Consider the following 16,219-nt stretch of genomic DNA (forward strand, 5'->3'; position numbering starts at 1 on the left):
TTGCGGTTTAGTGCATTAGCGATAGTAACGACATCCTTTTTGTTTTACTAAAAAAACAAAAAGATACAGTGGATAGCGCGACGCTTTGTAGCTTTTTGCGGAAAAGGGTAATGCCCAAATAAAACACTAAAATCGTCTTTTATCGCCTTCTTTTTTACGCATGTCTTCTATTTTTTCTTTGGTTAACATGTATTCTTTGGCGTCTCTGTCTTTCCATCTGTGGTAGGTAAATAAAGGGATGACCACAAAAAACAAGCCTAAAACACCAAAACCAATTAGCTTTTGTCCATAGTCAACTTCTAGCCAATAGCCACAAATAATACTGGCAACTGAGGCGATAAAAGATAATGCGATGATGTATTTCATGTTTTAAAAGACGTTATTTTTTGTAAAGATATAAAATGCTTTACTAAGTGGTGGTGTAGTTGATTAATTGGCGTCTGTAAGCGGTTAATAATTTAGATTTTGATACAAAACCAATGTATATGTCATCTTTGATTACAGGTAAATTCCAAGCATTAGAATCTTGAAATTTTGCCATAACCGTTTTCATAGAATCATTTTTATAATCAATAATATCTGGTGGATTATGCATTAAATCTTCGACTAAAGTGGTGTCGTACAGTGCTTGATTAAACATAATCTCTCTGACATCATCCAGTAGGATTATACCAACTAAAGCTTTGTTTTTATTGACCACAGGAAATAGATTTCTGGTAGATTTTGCAACGCCTTTATGTAGCATGTCTCCAAGTGTCATGTTTGGGTTTAGTTTTACAAAATTAGTTTCTATTACACTATCTAAAGACATTAGGGTTAGTACACTTTGGTCCTTGTTGTGGGTTAATAACTCGCCTTTTAAAGCTAACTCTTTGGTGTAAATGGTAAAATCTATCGCGTTTTTTTTAATTATAAAAGACATGGATACTGCAATCATTAATGGGATAAACAACTCGTATCCACCAGTAATTTCGGCAATTAAGAAAATGGCAGTTAATGGTGCGTGCAGCACTCCTGCAATTAATCCAGCCATACCAATTAAGGTAAAGTTGGTCTCGGACACATTAAAACCTAAGCCTAAATTGTTGATTATTTTGGCAACTACGTTACCCAATGCACTACCCATTACCATGGTTGGAATAAATATTCCTCCAGCTCCACCAGCTGCAAAAGTAGTAGTCATGGCTATTGCTTTAAATACTGTTATACCAATTAGTAATCCAATAATTACCCAAATATTATCCTTTAAATGGTCAAAAGGTGTTGTGCCTAAAGCTGCCAAATGGTTTCCTGCTAATAGGTTGTTTATAAATCCAAAGCCTTCTCCATACAATGGTGGGATAAAATATAACATGACACCAATTGCCAATCCACCAATTATTAATTTAATGAGTCTAGATTTAAAACGCTCGAAGAATTTTAAAATATAGAAATACATTTTAGTGAAATAAATTGAAGCAAATCCAGTTCCGATACCTAAAGCTACGTAAAAGAGAGTGTCTTTAATTTCGAATTTATCAGAAAAATTAAAGTTGAATAGTAAGTCGTCACCCAAAAAGAAGTACGACGTTAACACTGAGGAGACTGATGCGATTAGTAATGGTAATAATGAAGCAAAGGTTAAATCCAAACTAAATACTTCAACCGCAAAAATTATAGCTGCAATTGGCGATTTAAATATAGATGAAATGGCGCCTGCTGCTGCACAACCAATTAATAATGTACGCGTTTGTTGGTTAACATGAAACAGCTTACCTAAGTTAGAGCTGATTGCAGATCCGGAAGCAATAGCTGGTCCAAGTAATCCAACAGATCCTCCAAAACCAACAGTTAGAGGTGCAGTTATTAACGGAATGTAAATTTTAGAGCGTTCTATTAATCCGCTACGTTTTGATAATTTAAATAAAATAGAAGGTATGGCGTGTTCTACCTTTTTTTTAGAGACATATTTTGTAAATAAATACACTAAAAACAAACCAAAAACAGGTAGTATAAAATAGACTTGGTTTTTAGAAAACACGACTAAATTATCTAAAGCACTTTCTATGGTAAACGTTATGTTTCTTAATGTTACCGCAGCTAATCCTGCCAATAGTCCAACCAATCCACTTAAAATATAAGTGAAGTTTTTTTCGGAGATATTTTTAATTCTCCATATAAAAAAACGTTTGTGTAATGGTTGCTTTGGCATTAATTAAATGTAATAAAAAATCCTGCAATTTGCAGGATTTTTATTTTTATGATTTTAAATCTAATTTAAGATTTAATTCCTTTAATTGTGCATCATCAATTGGAGCAGGAGCGTCAATCATGACGTCTCGACCAGAATTGTTTTTAGGGAACGCAATAAAGTCTCTAATGGTTTCTTGTCCACCTAAAATAGATACTAATCTATCAAGACCAAAAGCTAATCCACCATGTGGAGGTGCGCCATATTCAAAAGCATCCATTAAGAATCCAAATTGAGCTTTAGCTTCTGATTCGCTAAATCCTAAATGTTTAAGCATGATTGCTTGTGTTGCTTTGTCGTGTATACGTATAGATCCACCACCAATTTCGTTTCCGTTAAGGACTAAATCGTATGCGTTTGCTTTTACGTCTCCTGGGTTAGTGTCTAATAATTCTATTTGACCTGGTTTAGGTGATGTAAATGGATGGTGCATAGCGTGGTAATGACCGGTTTCTTCATCCAACTCTAATAATGGGAAATCAATAACCCATAATGGAGCAAATACTTTAGGGTCACGTAGCCCTAAACGTGTTGCTAATTCCATACGTAACGCACTTAATTGTGCACGTACTTTATTGGTGTCTCCAGAAAGCACACAAACTAAATCGCCTGCTTTTGCACCTGTTTTTTCTGCCCATTTAGCTAAATCGTCTTGGTCAAAAAACTTGTCTACAGAAGATTTAAATGTTCCGTCGTCATTACAACGTGAGTAAACCATACCCAAAGCACCAACTTGTGGACGTTTTACCCAATCAATTAATTTATCAATTTCTTTTCTTGTGTATTCGTTTCCGCCAGGAACAGCAATACCAACGACTAACTCGGCATCATTAAAGACTCCAAAGTCTTTATGTTGTGCAACGTCATTAAGTTCTCCAAACTCCATTCCAAATCTAATGTCTGGTTTGTCATTTCCGTATAAACGCATCGCGTCATCATAAAGCATACGTGGGAATTTGTCCACCTCGACACCATTTACTTCTTTAAGTAAGTGACGGGTTAAGTTTTCAAATACGTTTAAAATATCTTCTTGCTCTACAAACGCCATTTCGCAGTCAATTTGCGTAAATTCTGGTTGTCTGTCTGCACGTAAATCTTCGTCTCTAAAACATTTTACAATTTGGAAATATTTGTCCATTCCTCCAACCATAAGCAATTGCTTAAAGGTTTGTGGTGATTGTGGTAATGCGTAAAATTCACCTTCATTCATTCTAGAAGGTACTACAAAATCTCTAGCGCCTTCAGGCGTAGACTTGATTAAGTATGGTGTTTCAACTTCAATAAAACCATTACCTGACAAAAAGTTTCTAACCTCTTGCGTTACTTTAGCTCTAAAAATCAAGTTGTTTTTTACTGGATTACGTCTAATATCAAGGTAACGGTATTTCATTCTGATATCTTCACCACCATCCGTTTTATCTTCGATAGTAAAAGGAGGAAGTAAAGATTCGTTTAGAATGTTTAATTCCGAAACTAAAATCTCGATATCTCCAGTTGGGATATTAGGGTTTTTAGAAGCACGCTCAATGACAGTTCCTTTAACTTGTATAACAAATTCGCGACCAAGCTTTTGTGCTTGATCCATCATTGCTTTTGGTGTGCGTTCCTCATCAAAAATAAGTTGCGTTATTCCGTAGCGATCACGTAGATCTACCCACATCATGAACCCTTTATCTCTTGATTTTTGTACCCAACCTGAAAGGGTAACTTCTGTATTTATATGTGATGCAGTTAACTCACCACAGTTATGACTTCTGTACATAATAGTTTATTAGAAATGCAAAAGTAAAAAATCCGAAGTAAAGACTTCGGATTTTTTGTTTAAATCATTTAAATGTATGTACTAAACTGAAAATTTACTCTTCAATTGCAGTTTCTAATGTAATATTGTCTTCGTTTTTGTTTGAAGAAAATTTATCTCTTATCCACATTTTTAATTTAATTGATAAGAAAAATAATATTGGAACAACTATTAATGTTAGGAAGGTTGCGATTAATAAACCGTAAATAACCGTCCATGCTAGTGGTCCCCAAAATACTACGTTATCTCCTCCCATGTAAATGTTAGGATTAAGATCTGCGAATAGTGTAAAGAAGTTAATGTTTAGTCCAATTGCTAAAGGAATTAATCCAAAAATGGTAGTGATTGCTGTTAGTAATACTGGTCTTAAACGTGCTTTTCCTGCATTTACAATACTTTCAAATAGGTCTTCATTTGTAAGGTACTCATCTTCATCTAAATCTAATTTTGCTTTCTTTCTATCAATTAGAAGTTGGGCATAATCTAATAATACCACACCATTATTTACAACAATTCCGGCAAGCGATATAATACCAACCATAGTCATCATAATAACGAAAGAACTTCCTGAAATTACAATACCTCCAAATACACCAATAAAACTAAGGAAAATAGCAATCATGATTATTGTTGGTTTTGAAACCGAATTAAATTGGAATATTAAGATAAAAAAGATTAATCCAAGTCCAGTAAAAAAGGCGCCAACTAAAAATAGCATTTGCTTGTTTTGTTCTTCAATTTGACCTGTGTAATCTATTTTGATGCCTTTAGGTAAGTTTTCAAAACTTTTCATTTCGTTTTGAATTTGACTTACAATAGCAGCCGCATCTGTAAAACCTGGTGATAATGCAGAATAAACAGTTACAACACGTCTGGTGTCTTTGTGTTTAATAGCACTAAAACCTGAGTTGTTCTCGTATTTAATTACAGCAGAAACTGGTACGCTTTTTATTTGGCCAGTGTTGTCTCTAAACGTTATGTTTTGATTAAATAAAGCACTTTTGTTGTATCTGTTTTCTTTATTAAAACGAACATAAATATCGTAATCGTCACCATCTTCTTTATAAACACCTGCTTTAGATCCAAAAACTGAGCTACGTAATTGCTGTCCAACTTGCGCTGCACTGATGCCTAGTTCTCCTGCTTTTTCTCTGTCTATAGTTACACGCATTGTAGGTTTGGCTTTGTTTACATCAATCTTAAGCTCGTCAATACCTTGAATGTTTTTGGTGTTAATAAACTCACGCATTGTTTCTGCTGTAGCAATAAGTTCATCATAATCTTCACCTTCAATTTCAATATTTATAGGCGCTCCTGCAGGAGGACCATTAGCATCTTTTTCTACCGAAATCAATACTCCTGGAAAAATACCTACTAATGCTGTTTGTACTTTTTGTCGTAAAACCTCACTGTCTTCGCCACGTCTAAATTTGTACTCACGCATAGAAGCGGTAATTTTAGCTTTGTGTGGCATTTCTGCAGCAGATCCACCATCGGTTTGAGGGTTTCCTGCACCTTCACCAACTTGAGATACTGTGCTTTCTACTAAATAATTGTAGCCATCATCCATGTAATGGTCATCATTTAATACAGTAAATACACGTTGTTCTATCTCTTTGGTAATCGCATTTGTTTTTTCGATAGCAGTACCTTCAGGATATTCTATATAAACAATAATCTGATTTGGTTTGTTATCTGGAAAAAATTCTACTTTAGTTCGTTTAGCACCTAAAGACATACCAAATGCCACAAATGAGGCAATAAGTAGTAAAAAGATACCAATACTTAGTAGATATGGTTTTCTTCCTGATAATGCAGCACGTAATTTACGCTCGTACCAGTTTTCTAAATTAACTAAAGCTTTGTTTTGGAAACTGTTTGCCCATTTTCTGATAAAGAATCGGTAAGCCCAAAGCATAACAGCTGTAAAAATCATTACTGTACCTAAACCTCTGTATGCTCCTCCAAAAATTAATATTAATATTCCGATGATAGCTATAATAGAGGATGTTTTAATGATTTGCTTTAGTGGCATATCTTTATCTTCAATAGTCATGTATTTTGATACTAAAACCGAATTGAAAAATATGGCAACAAATAAAGAGGATCCTAAAACTACAGATAATGTTATAGGTAAAATTTTCATGAATTCTCCCATAATTCCTGGCCATAATCCTAAAGGAATAAAGGCTGCAACAGTTGTAGCTGTTGATATGATAATAGGAAAAGCAATTTCGCCAATACCTTTTTTAGCAGCTTCAATTCTGCTCATCCCTTCGTCCTCCATTAAACGGTATACGTTTTCAACAACAACAATTCCGTTATCCACTAGCATACCAAGTCCCATAATAAGACCAAAAAGTACCATGGTATTTAAACTTTGACCTAATAATTGTAATATCATTAGCGACATAAACATGGACATTGGTATTGCAAAACCAACAAATAATGCGTTTTTAAATCCTAAAAAGAACATTAAAACCGTAACAACTAGTATTACTCCAAAGATGATATTATTTACTAAATCGTCTACTTGACCAATGGTTTGTGAAGATTGATCGTTTACTACAGTAACAGTTAAATCAGGAGGAAATACATTGTCTATTGCATCTGCAACAATAACCTGAATTTGCTCTGCAGCAGCAACCATGTTTTTACCAGCACGTTTTTTAACGTCTAGCATGACTACAGGATGACCATACTCTCTAGCAAATGTTGTTTTATCTTCTTCTTTAAAAGATACGGTTGCTAAATCTTTAAGGTATATTGAGTTTCCATTTTCTGCTTTTACAACAAAGTTTTCAAGCTCAGCTGGTGTTTCAATTTCACCTAGAACTCTAATAGTACGACGCTGTCCACTTGCTTTTAAGTTACCAGCAGACATCGTTAAGTTCCCATTATTAATAGCGCCAATAATATCGTTAAAAGTAACTTGTGCAGCCATCATTTTATAAATGTCTACAGCGACTTCAACTTCTTTTTCTTGAGCACCACGAATGTCCGCTTTTTTAATTTCTTGCAGATTTTCTATTTCATCTTGAAGATACTCAGCATATTCTTTTAGTTTTTGAATAGGGTAATCTCCAGAGATATTAATGTTTAAGATTGGCATTTCTTCTGAAAGGCTTAACTCAAACACATCTGGTTCTACTTTTGCTCCATTAAAGGTAGGCCAATCTTCGCCAGAAGTTTCTGTGTCAATTTCATCTTTTACTTTTTGTTTGGCCTGATCTACGGTTATACCATCATCAAACTCGACTATTAATATCGAGTAGTCTTCTTGCGATGTTGAGGTGATTTCTACAACATTACTAACCGTTTTTAATTTGTCTTCTAAAGGATCTGAAATTAATTTTTCAATATCCTCTGCAGTGTTTCCTGGGTAAATAGAACTTACATATATTTTAGTTTCGTTTACTTCCGGAAAGTTTTCTCTTGGCATGTCAAAAAACGCAGATATCCCTAAGTAAAAAATTACTGCAATTAGGACATACATCGTGGTTTTGTTATTTATTGCCCACGATGATAAACCAAATTCTTTATCGACTTGTTTTTTCTTTTTAGTCATTATTTAGTTGGTTTAGTATTTAATTACTTTAACAGTTTGTCCATCCTTTACACTACGTGCACCTTCTTGGATTAACTCGGCTCCATTTGTAATACCTTCTAAAACCTCGATCACATCACCTTGTGTTTTTCCGGTTTTTATAATTACCTTACTTACGGTTCCTTGATTATTATCCTTTTTGTCTTTAACGATGTAAACATATTGTTCTCCTTCTGCATTTTCAGATATAATACTTTGTGGTACTAAAATAGCTTTAGGGTTAGTGTAATCATTTATTTTAAGCTTTGCAGTTAAGTTAGGTTTGATAGTTTTGTCTTTGTTTGGTACAGCAACTTCAATTTTAAATGTACGGTTAGCTACGTTAATAACATCACCTGCTTGACGGACTTTAGTGTCAATGGATGTTCCTAAAACTGGAAATTGAACAGTAACATTTTTTCCTTGTACTACAGTAGGAATATAGCTTTCTGGAACATCTGTCTCTATATACATATCGTCTAGGTTTACAATTTGCATTAAAGGTGTTTGACCTGCTCCAACAACACTTCCTTTTTCTGTAATTACGTCATCAATAGTTCCTGAAAACGGAGCTCTAACAATGGTTTTACTAAGTTGTTTTTGTAATTGGTTTATAGCTTCTTCTTGTGCTTCGTAGGATGATTTAGCTTGTAGATATTGGATTTCGCTACCAATTTTTTGATTCCATAATTTTTGTTGACGCTCAAAAGTTGTTTTAGCTAATGAAGATTGTATTTTAAGTTGCGCTAATTGTTGGCTTAATCCACCATCATCAATTTTTGCTAAAGTTTGTCCTTTTGACACACGTTGACCTTCTGTAACATAAACGTTTGTTAAAATCCCACTATACTCTGGTGTTATAATTAGTAAGTTTTTAGTTGTTACGTTACCTTGAAGTTCCAATACGTGATCAAAAACTTCTTCTTTTGCAAGGATAGTAGTAATTAAAGGAATGTTTTGAGTGGTATCTAAAGTTTTAATTCTTTCGTCTAATAATTTTATTTTAGAATTAATATCTTCTTGTTCAGATACTAATTCTGCACGTTTAGTACGTATGTCTTCTAAATTATTTTTTTCTAGAATTTTTTCTACTGAGTTTTTTTTGTCTCCTCCACATGAGGCTAGTAAAACAGCTATAAAAGAAAGCGTTAATATATGTTTCATAATTAATATTTTGTAGGATTGATGATTAGTTAGTTGTGTTTAGTAAAGTTTCTAGTTCTGCTTTTTTAGTAATTACATCTAGCATGGTTTGAAGTAACTCTTGTTGTGCAGTATATAATTGCGTTTGCGCTTGTCTAAGTTCAAAACTAGAACCAATTCCTTCAAAAAATTTGGTTTGATTTTTAGTTTCAATACGCTCTGCAAGTATTAAATTTTCTTTTTTGTTTTGATAATCTTCGATAGCAAATTGGTAATCGCTTTTTGCAGATTGAATTTGAAGATTAAGCATTTGCTCAGTTTCGGTAAGATTTATTTCAGCTTTTTCTAAATTTATTTTGGCACGTTGTGTCGCTGCATTACGCATACCAGAGCTAAATATTGGTACATTTAAACTTACTCCAAATATGGAAGATCCAAACCATTTTTCGTTAGTGTCTGTAAAGTTAAATGACTCTCTGTTACCTGTGTAACCTCCATTTATAAATGCACTTAAACTTGGTAATGCTTTACTTTTTTCTAATTTAACTAATAATTCTTTTGTTGTTTTATCATTTTCTGCAATTTTATAATCAATGTTATTTTCTACATTGTTTTCAGAATCTAAAAGTTGAATGGTTATGTTTTGAAGCGCAAGTGTGTCCAAATTTTCAGTTAAAACGATGTTGTCATTAATAGGCTTTCCTATGGTTAAATTTAACATCTGATAGGCTAAGTCTTTTAATCTTGTAGTGTTATTTAAGGTGCTTTTTACACTTGATAATGTTATTTTTAGTTGCTCGACACTTTCTTCTTCTTCTAAACCGTTTTCAAAAATCTTGGTTATATCGTTTAGGTTTTTTTCTAAAACAGTTATGTTTTTTTCCAGAATTGCAACGCTTTCTTCTGCAAGTAAAACATTACCATATGCATTAATAACAGCTTTTCTTACTTCTAAATCTGTTTTTGTTTTTGCGTTTTTAGAAATTTCTAAATACACTTTAGCAGACTGTAATCCTACTAAATAAGAGCCATCAAATAATAATTGACTTAGGGTAGCAGTACCAGTTAGTGTATGCTGTGATCCAACTTGTATAATTTGATCACCAAAAACAAATACATTACGTTTTAATGCGTTTTGGTAATCAACGGTTGCATTAAGTTGAGGTAAACCTGTAGCAGTAGTTTCCCATTTTTGTTTGATTGCAGCCTCAATGTCTAACGCTGCATTTTTTGATGACCTGTTATTTTCTAAAGCATAATTAATAGCTTCTTGTAAAGAAAACTCGGTTGGAGTTTCTTGAGAATAAACGATAGATGTTAGTGCTAAACTAAATGCTAATATTAGTTTTCTCATTAGTTAAGGGTGGTTTTGTTAATAAATTTATTAAGTGTAAGTAGTCCGTTATCTGTACAAATGGCTCTAAGGTGATATTCCAAATAGCTTTCCATTAAATATTCCATAGTAAATAGTTTGGTAGGAAAAATGTTCTCGTCTTTAATTCCAGACATACCGTTAAAATACATTCTTGAAATAAAATCGACATCAATGTTTTTTCTAAACAAACCTGTTTGTACACCTTTTTCCATACTTTGTTTTACCGACACGTACATTTTTTCAAATTGTTTAAGGTGTAAAGCGCTGTATATCTGAGGGTAGTATTTTTTTAATTGATATTGAGGTGATGCTTTTTCGTTTTTTAAAAAGGTCATTACAAACATTTTAATGTCGTATAGTTCCTCAATAGGATTAAGTGATTTGTTTGAAATGCAATCAATGCCATCACAAATGTTTTCAAACATATGCGATGTAGTCGCTTCTACTAATTTTGTTTTATTAGCAAAATGCTGGTAAATTGTTTTTTTAGAAATACCTAAAGCACTAGCAATGTCATCCATTGTAACGCTTTTAAAACCAAGTGATAAAAACAACTCGGCAGATTTATGTATAATTTTGTCTCTCATAATTTCGTGCAAATGTACAATAGGAAACTTTAAAAACAATAAAAGTTTCCAAAGTTTTAATTATTATTTAACATTGGACTTTTGCTAGACAATAGTTTGTTAGCAGTATTTGCTTTATTTTTGCAGGATGCAAAACATTTTATTTTATCAGTCTGCATTTACAGACTATTTAAAAGACTATTCGTCACCAAAACAACCAGAAAACTTATATAGTCCAATACACTATATACTGCAATTAGGTGGTAAACGTTTAAGACCTGTGTTAACATTAATGACAGCAGAAATTTTTGGAATAGATTATCAAAAGGCATTAGATGCAGCATTAAGTGTAGAGGTGTTTCATAATTTTTCGTTAGTACATGATGACATTATGGACGATGCGCCTTTGCGACGAGGTCAACAAACAGTGCATGAAAAATGGGACCTTAACACTGGTATTTTATCTGGAGATGCCATGTTAATCATGGCTTATCAGTTATTTGAAAACTATAAACCAACAACATTTCAGGCGTTAGCAAGACTGTTTAGTAAAACCGCTTTAGAGGTTTGTGAAGGTCAGCAATATGATGTTGATTTTGAAACCAGAGACGATGTTACTATACCTGAGTACTTAAAAATGATTGAGTATAAAACAGCTGTTTTGGTTGGTGCAGCCATGAAAATGGGAGCGATAGTTGCCGAAACGTCGGAAGAGAATCAGAATAATATCTACCAATTTGGAAGATTATTAGGAATTGCTTTTCAATTACAAGACGATTATTTAGATGCATTTGGTGATCCAGAAACATTTGGTAAACAAGTTGGTGGAGATATTATTGAAAACAAAAAGACCTATTTATACTTAAAGGCTTTAGAGTTTTTAAACAAAAAGGATAAAGTAAAATTAGAACAATTATTTTCTGTGCAATTAGATGATAATTCTGAAAAAATTGAAACTGTAAAACAATATTTTATAGATTCTAAATCTGCTGAAGCAACTCAAGAAGCTATAAAAAGTTACACTAAAAAAGCATTTGATGTGTTAGATGTTTTAACAATCTCTGAGGATAAAAAAGAATTGCTTCGCGAGTTTGGAATGGGACTAATGACTAGAACGGTTTAAAACAAGTACATGACTTTACCTGCAACTTTTGAAGATTTAATTGTTGAAGCAAATAACTTACAACTTTATAAAAAGTTAGTGTTGCAACTTAATAAGGATTTTTTGTACGCAAATATTGATTTGGATTTTGATGAAGGCATCCTGCCAACAAGTTTAAAGCTAATATTACATGAAACAGTATATAAGCTGATTCAAGAAAAATTTGCCGAATATTTAAATCTACTTTATATTATTGACGTATCAGAAGACGCTATCAAAAAATTAGATGGTAGTGATACATTGCAATTGTCGGAGGAGGTTACTTTTTTAATCTTAAAAAGAGAATGGCAAAAAGTATGGTTTAGACATAAATATTCATAAAAGTTTAAACCATACTTTAATGTGTTTAAAGTGTTCTAAAGTATTCCAAAACAGCGCGTGCGTCAGCTTCTGTAAGTCCTTGATTAATCATAGGCGTATTATTATATTCTTTTAATAAATCTTTAGCAATTGGATCGTTTTTTAGCATCTCTTCAGGATTTAAAATCATATTCATAACCCATTCTGGCGTACGTCTTTTTAAAATGTCTTTTGGTGCTGGACCAATAAATTTTTTATCAGATCTATGACATGCTGTGCACATTTTATCGTAGACTTCTTTGCCTAGAGAAACCATTTTAGTATCTATTTGATCAGGTAAGGTTAGTGCTTTTATTGGGCCTATTCCTTTGTTAGTTAGGTCTACAGTGCTTGATGCTGTGTTTTGTTCAGGATTTGATTCTACTTTAGACGAAGGTGGACGCTTATAGCTAAAATTGTCTTTAGCTTTTTTCTCATTGCCACCACAGCTTATTAACACAAAACCTAATACTACAATAATTAAATTTAATTTTGACATGACTTTATATGTTTAAATTTTATCAAAAATAAAATTTTATTAAAGCCTAAAAGGTGACTTAAGTCACCTTAAAATATAAAATAAATTGTATTTAAGTTTAAAAGAAGACTCTTACAAATGGAACAAAAGCATTTGCATAAACACTATCGTTTTCGTCATAAAGTAAATCATATCTTACTCCAAAAGTAACATTGTTAGTTCTGTAACCAGCACCAACAAATAAAGCAGGTACCCAATAGTTGCGATCTGGGTTGCTTGCAAAAACACCTTCAAATTTTTGATTAACGTTAAGCTGTTCAAACTCGGCAGATAATTGGATTTCTTGTAATGGATTAAATAATCCCATAATACTTCCTCCTAATATTGTTGATTTGTAAACGTTTTTATTCCTATTGTAGGTTCCGTTTAATCCTACACCTAAAGCAAAAGTATTATCAAATTGATAAATAGCACTAGGTGCTAAAGTTGCACTAAAAAAGTTATTTCCAGTACTTAAACCTAAGCCTCCTCCAAAACGTACGTTTTTCCAAAATTCACTTTTTTGTTGCGGTAAATTATCCTGTGCATTACTAAAAGTGAGGAAAAAACATGAAAATATTGATAAAACAATAATTTTATGTCGATTTAGAGTGCTGAATTTCATAATTGTTAATTTAGATTTTTTAGAATGTTATAAATATAATAAAAGCATCTTTATATTTAGTAAAAGTTGTATTTTTGATAAAATTTTGTTGAAGCGAACACGTCTTAAAGAAAATAATGGATAAATACTCCTTTTTAAACGCAGCACATACAGCATACTTTGCTGATTTATACGAACAATATACAATAAACCCTGACTCTGTTGAGCCTAGTTGGAGAGCCTTTTTTCAAGGTTACGACTTTGGATCTGAAAATTATGGACTTGAAGGCGAAATTGTAGAAGGTGTTTCTAGTCAAATACCAGAACATGTTCAAAAAGAATTTCAGGTCGTAAAATTAATAGATGGTTATCGTAACAGAGGGCATTTATTTACCAAAACCAATCCTGTTAGGGATCGTCGTAGATATGAGCCTACACTGGATTTGGAGAATTTTGGATTGTCTCAAACCGATTTAGACACCAAATTTAATGCTGGTGATATTTTAGGTATTGGAGCGCAAACGCTTAGAGAAATATTAAAACATTTAAACAGTATCTATTGTGATGCTATTGGTGTTGAATATATGTATATAAGAAAACCTGACGAAATTCAGTGGATTCAAAATAAACTAAATATCAACGATAATCAGCCTAATTTTTCTGGAGAGCAAAAAAAGCATATCCTTAAAAAATTAAATGAAGCGGTATCGTTTGAAAGCTTTTTGCATACTAAATATGTTGGACAAAAACGTTTTTCTCTAGAAGGAGGAGAGTCTTTAATTCCTGGTTTAGATGCTGTCATTGAAAAAGCTGCTGAGCTTGGTGTTCAAGAATTTGTAATGGGAATGGCACATAGAGGTCGCTTAAGTACATTAACAAATATATTTGGAAAATCAGCAAAAGATATCTTTAGTGAGTTTGATGGTAAAGATTACGAGCAGGAAGTATTTGATGGAGATGTTAAGTACCATTTAGGTTGGACAAGTAACCGTCAAACAGATAACGGTAAAAAAATAAATTTAAGTATTGCGCCTAACCCTTCACACTTGGAAACTGTCGGAGCAGTAGTAGAAGGTATTGTTAGAGCAAAACAAGACACATTATATAGTGACAACTTTAGTAAAGTACTACCAATAGTGGTCCATGGTGATGCAGCAATAGCAGGTCAAGGTTTGGTTTACGAAGTTGTACAAATGGCACAATTAGATGGTTACAAAACTAACGGAACCATTCATGTTGTTGTAAATAACCAAGTTGGATTTACAACTAATTATCTAGATGCAAGATCAAGTACTTATTGTACAGATATTGGTAAAGTAACTTTGTCGCCAGTATTACACGTTAATGCAGATGATGCTGAAGCAGTAGTACACGCAATGTTGTTTGCATTAGATTTTAGAATGAATTTTAAAAGAGATGTCTTTATAGATTTATTAGGATACAGAAAATATGGTCATAATGAAGGTGATGAGCCTAGATTTACACAACCAAAACTATATAAAGCAATTGCTAAGCATGCTAATCCAAGAGATATTTATGCAGACAAATTAATTGCACAAGGTATTATTGATAAGGATCACGTTAAACAATTAGAAAACGATTACAAATCTAGTTTAGAAGAAAAACTAGAGGATTCTCGTAAGGAAGACAAAACTATAATTACGCCTTTTATGGAGGAACAATGGAAAGATTTTACTCAGGTAGATGAAACCATTATGATGCAATCTGTGGATACTACTACATCTTCAGATAAGTTAGCAGCAATTACAAAAGTAATCTCTAACTTACCAAAGGATAAAAAGTTTATCAGAAAAATAGAACGTTTGATTAATGATCGCCAAACTATGTTTGACGAAAACAGATTAGATTGGGCTATGGCAGAGCATTTAGCCTACGGAACATTATTAGACGAAGGTTACAGTGTTCGTATGTCTGGTCAGGACGTAGAGCGTGGAACATTCTCTCATAGACATGCTGTTGTCAAAGTAGAAGATAGCGAAGAAGAAATTTTATTACTAAACCAAGTAAGTGACAAACAAGGTCAATTTCATATTTTCAACTCATTATTATCAGAGTATGGCGTTGTAGGTTTTGATTATGGATACGCTATGGCTAGTCCTAATACATTAACAATTTGGGAAGCACAATTTGGAGATTTTAGTAATGGTGCACAAATCATGCTGGATCAATATATATCTGCAGGAGAGGATAAATGGAAAACTCAAAACGGGTTAGTTATGTTATTGCCTCATGGGTATGAAGGACAAGGTGCAGAGCACTCTTCAGCACGCATGGAGCGTTACCTACAGTTATGTGCTAAGGATAATATGTTTGTTGCAGATTGTACAACACCAGCAAACTTTTTTCACTTGCTAAGACGTCAAATGAAAACTAATTACCGTAAACCATTAATTGTATTTACACCAAAAAGTTTACTACGTCATCCAAAATGTGTTAGTACTGTAGACGAGTTTGCAAACGGAACATTCCAAACACTAATTGATGATACAGCTGTTCAGGTAGATAAAGTAAAAACATTAGTGTTATTAACTGGTAAATTCTATTACGATTTAGATGAGGAGCGTGAAAATTTAAACAGAGAAGACGTTGCTTTAATTAGAATAGAGCAGTTATTTCCTTTACCAACAACACAAATTAGAGAAGTATTAGCCAAATACAAAAATGCAGAAGACATTGTTTGGGCACAAGAAGAACCAAGAAATATGGGTGCTTATGCGCATATGTTAATGCATCTAGACGAAGCTAAAACATTTAGATTAGCTTCAAGACGTCCTTATGGTGCACCAGCAGCAGGTAGTTCTGTTCGTTCTAAAAAACGTCATAAAGAAGTTATAGATTTTGTATTTGATAAAACAAAAAATAACCAGCGATAAAC

12 protein-coding genes are annotated in these 16,219 nt (G+C 32.9%); 3 read left to right on the top strand and 9 right to left on the bottom strand.

The window, feature by feature from the left end; genetic code table 11:
* Positions 1-126: 126 nt before the first annotated feature.
* The 7 genes from JM82_RS15040 to JM82_RS15070 all read right to left on the bottom strand — a co-directional run bounded on the left by JM82_RS15040 (position 127) and on the right by JM82_RS15070 (position 10,722).
* Entirely contained in the window at positions 127-366 is a 240-nt protein-coding gene (locus JM82_RS15040; protein ID WP_145005906.1) for a hypothetical protein, read from the bottom strand.
* A 43-nt stretch (positions 367-409) separates the two neighbouring features.
* Positions 410-2,191 carry a chloride channel protein gene (locus tag JM82_RS15045; protein ID WP_145005909.1) on the bottom strand — a complete coding sequence of 594 codons (1,782 nt, stop codon included), beginning with the start codon at positions 2,189-2,191 and terminating at the stop codon, positions 410-412.
* 46 nt (positions 2,192-2,237) lie between these two features.
* Positions 2,238-3,992, bottom strand: coding sequence for an aspartate--tRNA ligase (aspS, locus tag JM82_RS15050; protein ID WP_145005912.1), 1,755 nt, complete (start codon positions 3,990-3,992; stop codon positions 2,238-2,240).
* 94 nt (positions 3,993-4,086) lie between these two features.
* A complete protein-coding gene (locus tag JM82_RS15055) occupies positions 4,087-7,599 on the bottom strand; it encodes an efflux RND transporter permease subunit (RefSeq protein ID WP_145005915.1) in 3,513 nt (1,170 codons plus the stop codon).
* 12 nt (positions 7,600-7,611) lie between these two features.
* Positions 7,612-8,781, bottom strand: a complete 1,170-nt coding sequence (locus JM82_RS15060) for an efflux RND transporter periplasmic adaptor subunit (protein WP_145005918.1) — start codon at positions 8,779-8,781, stop codon at positions 7,612-7,614.
* 25 nt (positions 8,782-8,806) lie between these two features.
* On the bottom strand, positions 8,807-10,114 hold the full coding sequence (locus JM82_RS15065) for a TolC family protein (protein ID WP_145005921.1): 1,308 nt from the start codon (positions 10,112-10,114) through the stop codon (positions 8,807-8,809).
* On the bottom strand, positions 10,114-10,722 hold the full coding sequence (locus JM82_RS15070) for a TetR/AcrR family transcriptional regulator (protein ID WP_145005924.1): 609 nt from the start codon (positions 10,720-10,722) through the stop codon (positions 10,114-10,116). Before JM82_RS15070 ends, JM82_RS15065 begins: the two co-directional genes overlap by 1 nt.
* Positions 10,723-10,849: 127 nt before the next feature.
* Here JM82_RS15070 and JM82_RS15075 point away from each other — a divergent pair, with 127 nt between their 5' ends.
* Positions 10,850-11,824, top strand: a complete 975-nt coding sequence (locus JM82_RS15075; protein WP_145005927.1) for a polyprenyl synthetase family protein — start codon at positions 10,850-10,852, stop codon at positions 11,822-11,824.
* A 9-nt stretch (positions 11,825-11,833) separates the two neighbouring features.
* Positions 11,834-12,184: a hypothetical protein gene (locus tag JM82_RS15080; protein WP_145005930.1), complete on the top strand. Its 351-nt coding sequence runs from the start codon at positions 11,834-11,836 to the stop codon at positions 12,182-12,184.
* 25 nt (positions 12,185-12,209) lie between these two features.
* Here the strand turns inward: JM82_RS15080 and JM82_RS15085 are convergent, their stop codons facing one another.
* Together JM82_RS15085 and JM82_RS15090 are read right to left on the bottom strand one after the other, a co-directional pair.
* Positions 12,210-12,701, bottom strand: coding sequence for a c-type cytochrome (locus JM82_RS15085; RefSeq protein ID WP_145005933.1), 492 nt, complete (start codon positions 12,699-12,701; stop codon positions 12,210-12,212).
* 97 nt (positions 12,702-12,798) lie between these two features.
* On the bottom strand, positions 12,799-13,344 hold the full coding sequence (locus JM82_RS15090) for an alpha-ketoglutarate decarboxylase (RefSeq protein WP_145005936.1): 546 nt from the start codon (positions 13,342-13,344) through the stop codon (positions 12,799-12,801).
* A gap of 116 nt (positions 13,345-13,460) precedes the next feature.
* Between JM82_RS15090 and JM82_RS15095 the strand changes: the two genes are divergently transcribed.
* Entirely contained in the window at positions 13,461-16,217 is a 2,757-nt protein-coding gene (locus JM82_RS15095) for a 2-oxoglutarate dehydrogenase E1 component (RefSeq protein ID WP_145005939.1), read from the top strand.
* The last annotated feature ends 2 nt before the right edge of the window (positions 16,218-16,219 follow it).

The sequence above is a fragment of the Olleya sp. Hel_I_94 genome (genome assembly GCF_007827365.1).
In the GTDB taxonomy this organism is placed as follows: Bacteria; Bacteroidota; Bacteroidia; order Flavobacteriales; family Flavobacteriaceae; genus Olleya.

What these genes read in the sequence shown, in the direction of transcription:
- JM82_RS15040 (WP_145005906.1), bottom strand. Translation starts at nt 366, where the DNA reads ATGAAATACATCATCGCATTATCTTTTATCGCCTCAGTTGCCAGTATT.
- JM82_RS15045 (WP_145005909.1), bottom strand. Translation starts at nt 2,191, where the DNA reads ATGCCAAAGCAACCATTACACAAACGTTTTTTTATATGGAGAATTAAA.
- aspS (WP_145005912.1), bottom strand. Translation starts at nt 3,992, where the DNA reads ATGTACAGAAGTCATAACTGTGGTGAGTTAACTGCATCACATATAAAT.
- JM82_RS15055 (WP_145005915.1), bottom strand. Translation starts at nt 7,599, where the DNA reads ATGACTAAAAAGAAAAAACAAGTCGATAAAGAATTTGGTTTATCATCG.
- JM82_RS15060 (WP_145005918.1), bottom strand. Translation starts at nt 8,781, where the DNA reads ATGAAACATATATTAACGCTTTCTTTTATAGCTGTTTTACTAGCCTCA.
- JM82_RS15065 (WP_145005921.1), bottom strand. Translation starts at nt 10,114, where the DNA reads ATGAGAAAACTAATATTAGCATTTAGTTTAGCACTAACATCTATCGTT.
- JM82_RS15070 (WP_145005924.1), bottom strand. Translation starts at nt 10,722, where the DNA reads ATGAGAGACAAAATTATACATAAATCTGCCGAGTTGTTTTTATCACTT.
- JM82_RS15075 (WP_145005927.1), top strand. Translation starts at nt 10,850, where the DNA reads ATGCAAAACATTTTATTTTATCAGTCTGCATTTACAGACTATTTAAAA.
- JM82_RS15080 (WP_145005930.1), top strand. Translation starts at nt 11,834, where the DNA reads ATGACTTTACCTGCAACTTTTGAAGATTTAATTGTTGAAGCAAATAAC.
- JM82_RS15085 (WP_145005933.1), bottom strand. Translation starts at nt 12,701, where the DNA reads ATGTCAAAATTAAATTTAATTATTGTAGTATTAGGTTTTGTGTTAATA.
- JM82_RS15090 (WP_145005936.1), bottom strand. Translation starts at nt 13,344, where the DNA reads ATGAAATTCAGCACTCTAAATCGACATAAAATTATTGTTTTATCAATA.
- JM82_RS15095 (WP_145005939.1), top strand. Translation starts at nt 13,461, where the DNA reads ATGGATAAATACTCCTTTTTAAACGCAGCACATACAGCATACTTTGCT.